The organism is Sphingomonas sp. 67-41, assembly GCF_001899725.1.
GTDB classification, from domain to species: Bacteria; Pseudomonadota; Alphaproteobacteria; order Sphingomonadales; family Sphingomonadaceae; genus Sphingomonas; species Sphingomonas leidyi.
Genome location: NZ_MKWJ01000022.1, coordinates 886,361 through 897,973 on the forward strand (window position 1 = coordinate 886,361; position 11,613 = coordinate 897,973).

Here is an 11,613-nt window from a genome sequence, read left to right on the forward strand (position 1 = left end):
CCCCGCACATCCTTTGGAGTCGCCCCATGTCGGACAAGATCAACCGCGTCGTGCTCGCCTATTCGGGCGGCCTGGACACGAGCGTGATCCTGAAATGGCTCCAGCAGGAATATCAGTGCGAGGTGGTCACCTTCACCGCCGACCTCGGCCAGGGCGAGGAGCTCGAGCCGGCGCGCAAGAAGGCCGAGATGGCCGGCGTGAAGCCCGAGCACATCTTCATCGACGATCTGCGCGAGGAGTTCGTCAAGGACTTCGTCTTCCCGATGATGCGCGCGAACGCGCTCTATGAGGGCCTGTATCTGCTTGGCACCTCGATCGCGCGCCCGCTGATCGCCAAGCGCCAGATCGAGATCGCCAAGATGGTGAATGCCGACGCGGTGAGCCATGGTGCCACCGGCAAGGGCAATGACCAGGTGCGCTTCGAACTGGGCTATTACGCGCTCAACCCGGACATCAAGGTGATCGCCCCCTGGCGCGAATGGGACCTGACCAGCCGCACCAGGCTGATCGAGTTCGCCGAGAAGCACCAGATCCCGGTCGCCAAGGACAAGCGCGGCGAATCGCCCTTCTCGACCGACGCGAACCTTCTGCACACGTCGAGCGAGGGCAAGGTGCTCGAGGATCCGTGGGAGGAAGTGCCCGACTATGTCTATTCGCGCACGGTGAACCCCGAAGACGCGCCGGACGCGCCCGAGACGATCACGATCGATTTCGAGCGGGGCGACGGCGTGGCGCTGAACGGCCAGGCGATGTCGCCGGCGACGCTGCTCACCGCGCTCAACGAGCTGGGCCGCAAGCACGGCATCGGCCGCCTCGACCTGGTCGAGAACCGCTTCGTCGGCATGAAGAGCCGCGGCATGTACGAGACGCCGGGCGGCACCATCTATCATCTCGCCCATCGCGGCATCGAGCAGATCACGCTCGATCGCGGCGCGGCGCACCTGAAGGACGAGCTGGCGCCACGCTATGCGGAGCTGATCTATAACGGCTTCTGGTTCGCGCCGGAGCGCGAGATGCTCCAGGCCGCGATCGATCACAGCCAGGAGAAGGTGACCGGTACCGTCCGCCTCAAGCTCTACAAGGGCAGCGTGATCGTCACCGGCCGCAAGTCGCCGTACAGCCTCTATTCGGAGAAGGTGGTGACCTTCGAGGACGATCAGGGCGCATACGACCAGCGCGATGCCGCGGGCTTCATCAAGCTCAACGCGCTGCGGCTCCGCTTGCTCGGGCGCCGCGATCGCCTCTGATCGGCCGGGTATCCGGCGGGTGCCGCACGCATCCGTCGGCGGCAGGCGCCTAACGCGCAATTAACCAAACTGGCCTAGCTGCGGTGGCATGGAGACGAGCCGGCCCCGGTATGCATGGCGTGACCCTGGCGTCGCGCTGCTGCTGACCGTGGTGCTGTGCGGCGCCTGGACGCTGCGCGACTGGCACGATCTGGCCGCGCTGCGGCTCCCCGATACCGACGACATGGTGCGGCTCCAGCAGATCCGCGACTGGCTGGCCGGCCAGTCCTTCGGCGACCTTGCCCAGCATCGGCTCGGGCCGGTGCCCGGGCTGGAGATGCACTGGTCGCGACTGGCCGACCTCGTGCCCGCGGCATGGATCGTGGCGCTCACGCCCTGGCTCGGCGGCCATGGCGCGGCGCTGGCCGCGGTGATCCTGTGGCCGGCTTCGCTGTTCTGCGCCGCGCTGGCGTTGACCGGCGCGGTCGCGCGCCGCCTGGGCGCGCCGCCGGCGACGGCGATCCTGCTCGCCGCGCTCGCCTATCCGGCGACCAGCCTGTTCCTGCCGGGGCGGATCGACCATCACGGATTGCAGCTCGTCCTGATCCTGTTGCTGGTGCGCGTACTGCTCGGCACGGGCAGCTTCCGGGCCGGCGCGGTCGCGGCGCTCGCCGTGACGGCGTCGCTCGTCATCGGCCTCGAGACCTTGCCGCTGCTGGGCGTCGCCGGTGCGGCGCTGGTGCTGCTGTGGGTGGCGGACAGGCCGGGCAGCCGCGACCGGCTGCTCGGTTTCGGCTTCGTCCTGCCGATCGCGCTCGCCGGAGCGGGCATCCTGTTCCGCACGAGCGGCTGGAGCGTGCCGGCCTGTGACGGTTTCACCGGGCTGCTGTGGCGGGCGGTGCAATGTGCCGCGATCGCGCCGATGGGCCTGGCCCTGTTCGCGGTCGCGGGGCCGCGGACCGCGCGTGCGCGGGCGGGCGCCGCCGGGATCGCCGGCGTGGCGGCGGCGGGGGCGGTGCTGCTGCTCGCGCCGCAATGCCTCGATCCCTATGGCGAAGTCGATCCGCTGCTCGCGCGCCTCTGGCTCGCCGAAGTCGGCGAGGCGCAGCCGCTGTTCGGCGCGCCGCCCGCCAACGCCATCGCCTATGCCGGGCTCGCACTGGCCGGGCTGATCGCGTCCCTCGCGATCGCGCGGCGGCGGCGCGAGGCCGGCTGGTGGGTGGTGGCCGCGCTCCAGTTCACTGCGCTGGCGATCACGCTGTTCCAGTTGCGCGGGGCCTATGCCGGGGCGATGCTCGCCGCGCCGGCACTGGCGGTGACGATCGGCACCGCGCGGGCACGTGGCCCGTTCGCGCTTGTCGCCGCCTGGATCGCCGCGACCGGCATCCTCTACCCGATCGCCGCCACCGCGATCTTTCCGTCGCGCGCCGCCGCCGGGCCTAGCTGCACCACGCCGGAGAGCCTCGCCCGGCTCGCGGCGTTGCCGCCCGGACACCTGCTCGCGCCACTCGACCTCGGCGCCTATGCGCTCGCCGCCACGCCGCACGCGGTGCTCGCCGCGCCCTATCACCGAAACAATCGGGGAAACCGTGCCATGTACGACTTCTTCCTGAGCCTGCCCGCGCAATCCGAAGCGATCGCGCGGGCATGGGGCATCGACTATGTCGCCTTCTGCCCCGACGATCTCGACCGCTTCGCCAGGGAAGCGCGGGATCCGCGCAGCTTGGCCGCCGGCCTGCGCGCCGGATCGGTCCCCGACTGGCTGGTGCCGATCGATGGCGGGGATGCGCCGCGCACCTACAGGCTGGCGTCGCGCCACTGATGGAACCGCCGGCGGCCCGCTGGTGGGAGACGCGCTGGTTCGCGTTCGCCGCGATCCTGGCGTCGTGCGTGCCGCTGCTCGCGCCGGATGTGCCGCCGCTCACCGATCTGCCGGGGCATATCGGCCGGTTCCGGGTGATGCTGGGCACCGATGCGGACATGCTGGGCCGATGGTATCATTTCCAATGGCGGCTGATCGGCAATCTCGGCGCCGATCTGCTGGTCGCCGGTCTTGCCCCGCTGACCGGGCTCGAGCCGGCGGTGAAGCTGGTCACGATCGCGACGGTCGCGCTTTCCGCTGCCGGCATCCTGTGGATCGCGCGGGAGATCCATGGCCGGGTCACGCCCTTCGCGCTGTTCGCGCTGCCGCTCGTCTACAACTACGCCTTCCATTTCGGCTTCCTGAACTTCGCGCTGGCGGCGGCGCTCGCGCTCAACGGCTTCGCCCTGTGGCTGCGGCTCGGGCGGCTGGGCCGGACCGGGCTGCGCGCGGCGCTGTTCCTGCCGCTGGCATGCGGCATCTGGGTCGCGCACGTCATGGGCTGGGGCATGCTGGGGCTGATGGTCTTCGGTGCCGAGCTCGGGTTGCGGCGTCGGGATGGCGGCGGATGGATCGATGCGGCGATGCGCGCCGCCATCGCCTGCCTGCCGCTCGCATCCCCGCTGCTGCCGCTGCTGCTCTGGCGGCCCGACGGCGGCGGCGGGATCACCGAGCGCTTCTTCAGCCTGCGCAAGGTCTCGTGGCTGGCGATCTTCCTGCGCGACCGCTGGTGGCCGTTCGACTTCTGCTCGGTGCTGCTGCTCTGGGGATTGATCTACCGAAGCGCGCGCAACCCGCGCTTCGGCCATTCGGCGGCATTGGTGGGCGCGTGCCTGATGCTGGCCTGCGCCTTCGTGCTGATCCCCTACAAGCTGTTCGGCTCCGCCTATGCCGATATGCGGCTGGCGCCGTTCATCGTCCTGTTCGCGCTGCTCGCGATTCGCGTCGACAAGGGCATCGGCGCGCGCGAGCTGCGCTGGCTGGCGGTGGCCGGCCTGGCGTTCTTCCTGGCGCGGACGGCGGGAACCACGATCAGCTTCTGGCAATATGGCCGCGAATATGACCGGCAGCTCGCCGCGCTCGACCATGTGCCGCGCGGGGCGCGGATCGTTGCGTTCGTCGGCGACAATTGCGTCGATCCCTGGGCGCTCGGCCGGCTCGATCACCTCTCCGGCCTGGCGATGGCGCGCCGTGCCGCCTTCTCCAACGACCAGTGGGAGCTCGCCGGCTCGGCGCTGCTCACCATCGACGCGCCCGCGATGGGCACTTTCGCGATCGATCCGTCCGAAGTCGTCCTCGCCAGCCCCTGCAGGGACAAGCAGGACCGCATGACCATCGACCAGGCGCTGCGCGGCTTCCCGCGCGACGCGTTCGACTATGTCTGGCTGATCGCACCGCCGCCCTTCGATGCGCGGCTGCTCGCCGGCACGACGCCCGTCTGGCGGGACGGCGCCAGCGGGCTGTACGAGATCGACAGGAACCGCTTGTCGGGCGGCGCCCCTGCGCACTAGAAGGCGCGGATGGACAGGGGCGACGCGTTGCAATGGTGGCAGACACGATGGTTCGTGGCGCTCTGCACCTTAATAGCCATCATTCCGCTGCTCTGGCCCCAGATCCCGCCGCTGGTCGATCTGCCCGGCCATATGGGGCGCTACCGCGTCCAGTTCACCTATGACCAATATCCTTTCCTCAAGGAATGGTACGACTTCCGCTGGAGCCTGATGGGCAATCTGGGCGTCGACCTGCTGGTCATCCCGCTGCACCATGTCTTCGGGCTCGAACTGGCGGTGAAGCTGATCGTCATCGCGATCCCGGCGATGACCGTCGCGGGCATGTTGTGGATCGCGCGCGAGGTGCATGGCCGCATCCCGGCGACCGCGCTGTTCGCGCTGCCGCTCGCCTATGCCTTTCCCTTCCATTTCGGCTTCGTCAATTTCGCGCTGTCGATGGCGTTCGCCCTGCTGGCGTTCGGCTGGTGGCTGCGGCTGGCGCGGCTGGGCAAGTTCGTCTTCCGCTCGATGGTGTTCCTGCCGATCTCGGTGCTGATCTGGGTCTGTCACACTTATGGCTGGGGCCTGCTCGGCATCCTCGCCTTCTCGGCCGAGCTGATCCGCCAGCACGATCTGCGCCGCAACCCGCACGTGCCGTGGCACAAGGACCTGGTCGGCGGCTGGATCCTGCCCTGGTTCCATGCCGGGCTCCAGTGCATCGTGCTGGCGCCGCCCGCGCTGCTGATGGTGCTGTGGCGTTCGGGCGGGCACGTCACCGGCCAGACGTTCGACATGTTCAACTGGCGCGCGAAGATGCTGTGGATCACCCAGGTCTTCCGCGATCGCTGGCAGCTGTTCGACCTGGCCTCGGTGGGCGTGCTGTTCCTGCTGCTGTTCAAGGCGGTGCGCGATCCGAACATCCAATATTCGCGCAACCTGGCGCTGTCGGGCATCTTCCTGACGCTGGTCTATGTCTTCCTGCCGCGCGTCGTGTTCGGATCGGCCTATGCCGACATGCGGCTGGTGCCCTTCCTGCTGGCGATCGGCATCCTTGCGATCCGGCCCAAGCCGGGCCTGTCGATCCGCGGTGCCGCCACCGTGGCGGTGCTCGGCATGAGCTTCTTCTGCGTGCGCATCGCCGCCACGACCTGGAGCTTCCTGCTCTACAGCGGCACCTATGACCGCGAGCTCAAGGCGCTCGAGCATCTGCCCCAGGGCGCCCGGCTGATCAGCTTCGTCGGCGAGACCTGCCGCTACGAATGGAAGCAGACGCGCCTCCAGCACGTCCCCGCGCTCGCGCTCGAGCGCAAGCTCGCCTATACCAACGACCAATGGTCGATGGCGGGCGGGCAGCTGCTCACCGTGCGCTATGCCGCCGCCAGGCGCTTCGCCCATGATCCGTCGCAGATCGTCACCGACGTGCAATGCCCGCGCGAATATTGGCGCCCGGTGGCCTGGGCGCTGGCGCGCTTCCCGCGCGACGCGTTCGACTATGTCTGGATGATCGAGACGCCCGCCTATAACCCGCGCTTCGAACAGGGGCTGATCCCGCTCTGGCGCGACGGGTCGAGCGCGCTGTTCAAGATCGACCATTCGGTGCCCGCGCCGGTGATCGAGCCGGGCGAGCTGCCGGTGCCGCGCTGGGAGCGGGACATCATCCTGCGCGAAGGGCATCAGGGTGGCAGCAGCCTGCCGGATCCGGAGGCCAGCCCGGTGCCGGAGCCGGAGGAATCTCCGGCGCCGACGCCCACGCCGTCCCCTTCGCCCAGCCCGGCGCACAAGGCGAGGCACGGGAAGGCGAAGCACTAGCCTGCGACTGCCGCGTCACCCGGGCCGCCGGCAAATGGGCCGCCGCCCCATTCCAGATCCGCGCCGCGCCTAGCAGCCGCGGCGGAAGGGCGTGAGCTCGCCGAGATATTCCTGCTCCTGCGCCACCGCTTCGCGCTCGCGCTCGAGATAGTCGGCGACGGCGCGGCGGAAGCCCGGGTCCGGGAGGTAATGCGCCGACCAGGTGGTCACCGGCGCATAGCCGCGCGCAAGCTTGTGTTCGCCCTGCGCGCCGGCCTCCACCCGGTTCAGGCCGCGTGCGATCGCGGCGTCGATCGCCTGATAGTAGCAGAGCTCGAAATGCAGGAAGGGCACTTCCTCGAGCGCTCCCCAATAGCGGCCATAGAGCGCGTCGGCGCCGACCAGGTTGAGCGCGCCGGCGATCGGCTGCCCATCCCGCTCGGCGAAGATCAGCAGCACCTTGTCCGCCATCTCGGCGCCGAGCAGCGAGAAGAAGTCGCGCGTGAGATAGGGGCGGCCCCATTTGCGGCTGCCCGTGTCCTGGTAGAAGGCCCAGAAGGCGTCCCAATGCGCCTCGGTGATCTCGGCGCCGCACAGATGGCGGATGGTCAGGCCCGCCACTGCCGCCGCGCGCTCCTTTCGGATGGCCTTGCGCTTGCGGCTGGCAAGGGCGCCCAGGAACTCGTCGAAGCTCCGATAGCCTTCGTTCGCCCAGTGGAACTGGGTGCCGGCGCGGATCAGCCAGCCGGCCTGCTCGAACAGGGGCAGCTGGTCCGGCTCGAGAAAGGTGACGTGCGCCGAGGAGAGCCGGTTCCGGTCGGTCACCGCCTCGATCCCGGCGATCAGGCCAGGCGCCAGCGCGTGGTCGCGCAGCAGCAGCCGGGGCCCCGGTACGGGCGTGAAGGGCACGGCGACCTGGAGCTTGGGATAATATTGCCCGCCCGCCTGCTCCCAGGCATCGGCCCAGGCATGGTCGAACACATATTCGCCCTGGCTGTGGCCCTTGGCATAGGCCGGGGCGATCGCCGCGGGGATGCCCTGCGCGTCCTCGATCACGATCGGCAGCGATTGCCAGCCGGCACGCGGGCTCACCGATCCCGAGCGTTCGAGGATCGAAAGAAAGGCATGGCTGACGAACGGGTTGCCCGTTCCCGCGCACGCGTCCCAGTCGCCCGGCAGGATCGAGCCGACTCCATCGGCGATACGGGCGGTTACGGAAGCGGCGGGCACGGGGCCCAGATAGGGATCGCGCCCCGCAAAGGGCAATGGCCTAGGGCCGATCGACATTTGGGCGTGCGATGAGAGCCGGACAGTCCTTCTTGCTCCCCGGCGAAGGCCGGGGCCCAGTTGCGACATCGTTCGAGGGGTTCGCGCATCTCGATAGCATCCCGATACTGGGCCCCGGCCTTCGCCGGGGAGCCGCCGGGGACCGCCAGTCTCGTAGATGTCGATTGGTCCTAGCCCGGCCTGGTCTCGTCCCGCGTGATCCGCACCTCGCGCTGCGGCAGCGCCAGTGCGATGCCATGTTCCTTGAACATCACCCAGAGCCGGTTGAGCACGTCGCTCTTCACATTGCCGACGCCGCTCTCGGGGTCGCTTATCCAGGTGAGGATCTCGTGCTCCACGCCGCTTTCGCCGAACGCCGCGAGGCGCACATTGGTGGGCGGATCGTCGAGCGCGCGCGGGCTCTCCTTCGCGGCGCGCAGCATCAGCGCCTGGGCGAGCTTGAGGTCGCAGTCATAGGCGACGGTCACCGGGATGCGGACGCGGACGTTGCGATCGGTGTACGACCAGTTCTCGACTTCCTGCGTCATCAATATCTCGTTCGGGATCAGATGCTCCTTGCCGTCGCGGGTGACGACGCTGACCGCGCGTACGCCGATCTTGTTCACCCAGCCGAAGCTGTCGCCCACGACGATCACGTCGCCCGGCTTGATCGAGCGATCCATCAGCAGGATGATCCCGGCGATCAGGTTGCCGATCGTCTTCTGCAGGCCGAAGCCGATGGCGAGCCCGAACGCGCCCGAGAAGACGGTGAAGGCAGTCAGGTCGATCTCGAGCAAGTCGATGCCGACGAAGAAGGCGACGATCACCGCGGCGATCGCGGCCAGCTTCTGGAAGAGCAGCTTCTGGGTGGGATCGAAGCCGCGCGCGCCGCCGATCCACCGCGTCAGCATCCGGTTGAACAGGCGCACGCCCGCGAAGAGCAGCAGCACGGTGACGGCGATGCTGAGCAGCGAGAGCAAGGTGAGCCGCCGCTGGCCGATCTGCACGCCGACCCGGTCGAGCGTGTCCTGCGTCGCCGCGAACCCGCCGATCGCGTGGCTCAATATGGTGGCGAAGGCGATGGCGGCCACGCTCCAGGCGATCCAGCGCGGCAGGTTGAGCCCCCGCAGCACCGCGACGGTGAACATGGCGGCGGCGGCCCCGGTGGCGAAGCCCAGCCCCAGCGCGGCGAGCGGGTGCCAGGGCCAGGCGGAGAGGATGACGCCGAGCAGCAGCGTGGCCACGCCGTGACGGATCACGTCGCAGATGCGCCCGCTGAACAGCGGGCCGTGATCGGCGTCGCGCGACCAATATTCGGCGATGCGCCCGCCGATCCTGCGGCCGGCGAACCAGCCCAGCGCCAGGGCGACGATGGCGAGCGCGGCGGCGATGCCCGCTTCGGACAGTTCGGGCGGCGAAGGGAGGTCGTGTCCCGCCAGCCAGTCGCCGAACCGCTGCATCATCCCCGCATCCCGGCGAAGCGCGCGAGCCCTTGCGCGAGATCGGCGATCAGGTCGTCCGGATCCTCGAGCCCGATCTGGAGGCGGACGACCGGTCCCTCGGCCTTCCACTCGGTCGCGGTGCGGAAGCGCTGGGGATCGACCGGCAGCGCCAGGCTCTCATAGCCGCCCCAGCTATAGCCGATGCCGAAATGCTCGAGGCCGTCGATCAGCGCGGCGCGCGCCTTCTCGCCGCCGCCGGCGAGGACGAAGGAGAACAGGCCCGAGGCGCCCTTGAAGTCGCGCTGGAAGAGCGCGTGCCCCGGGCAATCGGGCAGCGCCGGGTGGAGCACGCGCGCCACTTCGGGGCGAGTCTTCAGCCATTCGGCGATCCGCAGCGCCGCGCGGCCATGCTGTTCCAGCCGGATCGCCATGGTGCGCAGGCCGCGCGCGCCCAGCCAGGCGTCGTCGGGGCTGGCCGTCTGGCCGAGCTGGTAGCTGGCGTCGCGCAGCGCCGCATATCTGCCCTGGGCCGCGGTGACCGAGCCCAGCATCACGTCGGAATGGCCGACGACATATTTGGTCGCGGCGAGGATCGTATAGTCGATCCCGCGCGCGATCGCGGGGAAGAGCAGGGGAGTCGCCCAGGTATTGTCGAGCACCGTCGCGATGCCGCGGTCCCTGGCCGCCGCGACGATCGCCGGCACGTCCTGCACCTCGAAGGTCAGGCTGCCGGGGCTCTCCAGGAAGATCACCCTCGTATTCGCGCGGCACAGCGCCGCGATGCCTTCGCCGATCAGCGGATCATAATAGCTGGTCTCGACTCCCATCCGCCGCAGCAGGCCGTTGGCGAAGTTGCGCGTCGGGTCGTAGCTGCTGTCGGGAAGCAGCAGATGGTCGCCGGGGGAGAGCAGGGCAAGCAGGGTCGAGGCGATGGCGGCGACGCCGGATGGGTAGAGCAAAGTCGCCTCGGCGCCCGGCTCGAGCTCGGTCAGCGCATCGGCGAGCGACCATTGTGTCGGCGTGCCGCGCCGGCCGTAGAACAGGCGATGATGGGTATCGCTGGCGCCGCTGGCGCGCAGATGCGCCACATCGTCATAGAGGATCGTCGAGGCGCGCCACACCGGCGGGTTGACGATGCCCTGGGTCCATTCCTTGCGCCGGCCGGCGGCGACAACCTTGGTCTTGTCCTGCTTCTCGCTCATGCCGGTCCCAATGCCTTGGCGGTCTCGGGCCGGCTACCCCATTCCGTCCAGCTGCCGTCGTACAGTGCGGCCTCGTTGTCGAGCAGGTGCGCGCCGAACGCCAGGATCGCGGCGGTGATGCCCGAGCCGCAGGTGGTGACCAGCGGGCGGGCGAGGTCGATGCCGTGCTCCTCGAACACCGCGCGGATATGATCGGGCGCCTTCCAGGTGCCGTCGGGGTTGAAGAATTTCGGATAGGGGACGTTGCGTGATCCCGGGATATGGCCCGCGGCGACTTCGGTGCGCGGATCGGCTTCCGCGCCGGTGAAGCGCGCGGCCGAGCGGGCATCGGCGATCTGCCCGGTCTCGGCCTTCATCTGCTCGAGCGTGCGCATCTGGGCCCGGGGCGGCCGGGGCTGGAAATTGCCGGGCTGGGCCCGATGCGGGCCGCTCGCCACGGCACGGCCTTCCGCCTTCCACTTGGCCATGCCGCCGTCGAGCAGCGCCACGTCGACGCCGGCGAGCCGCAGCACCCACCAGGCACGGCACGAAGTATGGTGCGGGCCATTGTCGTAGAGGATGATCGGCGTTTCGGTGTCCGCTCCCAGTGCGCGCAGCCGCTCGGCGATCCTGGCGACGGTCGGCACGGTCGAGGGGAGCGGGCTGGTCTCGTCCACCAGCGTGTCGAGATCGAGGAAGCGCGCGCCGGCAATATGCTCGGCCTCGAACTCGGCGCGGGGATCGCGCGGCGGCGATCCGGGGATCGTCGAGCTATAGGTTGCATCGAGCACCAGCACGCCATCGGTGCCGGCCAGCCATTCGGTCGTAACGAGCCCGTCCATGGAAAGCGTCCTAGAAGGATGCAAAGCGCTCCGCAAACGCCTACATGGCCGGGATGGACGCCAAGCATCTCGGAAAAACCTCGATCCTTCCCGCCACGCCGGAGGAGGCCGAGCTCGACTATGTGCCCAATCCGCGCAAGGGCACGCGCTATCTCATCCGCTTCGCGGCGCCCGAGTTCACTTCGCTCTGCCCGATCACCGGCCAGCCGGATTTCGCGCATCTGGTGCTCGACTATGTGCCGGGCGACATGATCGTCGAATCCAAGTCGCTCAAGCTGTTCCTCGGATCCTTCCGCAACCATGGCGCCTTTCACGAGGATTGCACCGTCGGCATCGGCCAGCGGCTGTTCGACGAGATGCAGCCGGAATGGCTCAGGATCGGCGGCTATTGGTACCCGCGCGGCGGCATACCGATCGACGTCTTCTGGCAGTCGGGTGCGCCGCCGGAGGGTGTCTGGATACCGGATCAGGGGGTTTCCGGCTATCGCGGCCGCGGCTGAACGCCAGATTTACAAGG

9 protein-coding genes are annotated in these 11,613 nt (G+C 69.1%); 5 read left to right on the forward strand and 4 right to left on the reverse strand.

Annotation, left to right across the window (positions count from 1 at the left end; translation table 11 throughout):
* Positions 1 to 26 precede the first annotated feature (26 nt).
* The 4 genes from BGP17_RS15290 (at position 27) to BGP17_RS15305 (ending at position 6,386) form a co-directional block, all read left to right on the forward strand.
* On the forward strand, positions 27 to 1,247 hold the full coding sequence (locus BGP17_RS15290) for an argininosuccinate synthase (protein ID WP_167299709.1): 1,221 nt from the start codon (positions 27 to 29) through the stop codon (positions 1,245 to 1,247).
* A gap of 88 nt (positions 1,248 to 1,335) precedes the next feature.
* On the forward strand, positions 1,336 to 3,048 hold the full coding sequence (locus BGP17_RS15295) for a hypothetical protein (RefSeq protein ID WP_286712570.1): 1,713 nt from the start codon (positions 1,336 to 1,338) through the stop codon (positions 3,046 to 3,048).
* Entirely contained in the window at positions 3,048 to 4,598 is a 1,551-nt protein-coding gene (locus BGP17_RS15300) for a hypothetical protein (RefSeq protein WP_286712571.1), read from the forward strand. The genes BGP17_RS15295 and BGP17_RS15300 overlap by 1 nt, the downstream gene beginning before the upstream one ends.
* Before the next feature lie 9 nt (positions 4,599 to 4,607).
* A complete protein-coding gene (locus BGP17_RS15305) occupies positions 4,608 to 6,386 on the forward strand; it encodes a hypothetical protein (protein WP_286712572.1) in 1,779 nt (592 codons plus the stop codon).
* Between the two features lie 69 nt (positions 6,387 to 6,455).
* Here the strand turns inward: BGP17_RS15305 and BGP17_RS15310 are convergent, their stop codons facing one another.
* The 4 genes from BGP17_RS15310 to BGP17_RS15325 all read right to left on the reverse strand — a co-directional run bounded on the left by BGP17_RS15310 (position 6,456) and on the right by BGP17_RS15325 (position 11,096).
* Entirely contained in the window at positions 6,456 to 7,595 is a 1,140-nt protein-coding gene (locus tag BGP17_RS15310) for a GNAT family N-acetyltransferase (protein WP_286712573.1), read from the reverse strand.
* Between the two features lie 227 nt (positions 7,596 to 7,822).
* A complete protein-coding gene (locus BGP17_RS15315) occupies positions 7,823 to 9,094 on the reverse strand; it encodes a mechanosensitive ion channel family protein (protein ID WP_286712574.1) in 1,272 nt (423 codons plus the stop codon).
* Positions 9,091 to 10,275 (reverse strand): cystathionine beta-lyase, encoded by a 1,185-nt coding sequence (metC, locus tag BGP17_RS15320; RefSeq protein WP_286712575.1) that lies wholly within the window; start codon positions 10,273 to 10,275, stop codon positions 9,091 to 9,093. The genes BGP17_RS15315 and metC overlap by 4 nt, the downstream gene beginning before the upstream one ends.
* The gene (locus BGP17_RS15325) at positions 10,272 to 11,096 is read right to left on the reverse strand and encodes a sulfurtransferase (RefSeq protein ID WP_286712576.1); all 825 of its coding nucleotides are present in this window, start codon (positions 11,094 to 11,096) and stop codon (positions 10,272 to 10,274) included. Before BGP17_RS15325 ends, metC begins: the two co-directional genes overlap by 4 nt.
* Before the next feature lie 53 nt (positions 11,097 to 11,149).
* On the opposite strand from BGP17_RS15325, the gene queF reads away from it, so the two are divergent.
* Positions 11,150 to 11,596 carry a preQ(1) synthase gene (gene queF / locus BGP17_RS15330; protein ID WP_167300478.1) on the forward strand — a complete coding sequence of 149 codons (447 nt, stop codon included), beginning with the start codon at positions 11,150 to 11,152 and terminating at the stop codon, positions 11,594 to 11,596.
* Positions 11,597 to 11,613 lie beyond the last annotated feature (17 nt).

What these genes read in the sequence shown, in the direction of transcription:
- metC (WP_286712575.1), bottom strand. Translation starts at nt 10,275, where the DNA reads ATGAGCGAGAAGCAGGACAAGACCAAGGTTGTCGCCGCCGGCCGGCGC.
- BGP17_RS15290 (WP_167299709.1), top strand. Translation starts at nt 27, where the DNA reads ATGTCGGACAAGATCAACCGCGTCGTGCTCGCCTATTCGGGCGGCCTG.
- BGP17_RS15295 (WP_286712570.1), top strand. Translation starts at nt 1,336, where the DNA reads ATGGAGACGAGCCGGCCCCGGTATGCATGGCGTGACCCTGGCGTCGCG.
- BGP17_RS15300 (WP_286712571.1), top strand. Translation starts at nt 3,048, where the DNA reads ATGGAACCGCCGGCGGCCCGCTGGTGGGAGACGCGCTGGTTCGCGTTC.
- queF (WP_167300478.1), top strand. Translation starts at nt 11,150, where the DNA reads ATGGACGCCAAGCATCTCGGAAAAACCTCGATCCTTCCCGCCACGCCG.
- BGP17_RS15305 (WP_286712572.1), top strand. Translation starts at nt 4,608, where the DNA reads ATGGACAGGGGCGACGCGTTGCAATGGTGGCAGACACGATGGTTCGTG.
- BGP17_RS15315 (WP_286712574.1), bottom strand. Translation starts at nt 9,094, where the DNA reads ATGATGCAGCGGTTCGGCGACTGGCTGGCGGGACACGACCTCCCTTCG.
- BGP17_RS15325 (WP_286712576.1), bottom strand. Translation starts at nt 11,096, where the DNA reads ATGGACGGGCTCGTTACGACCGAATGGCTGGCCGGCACCGATGGCGTG.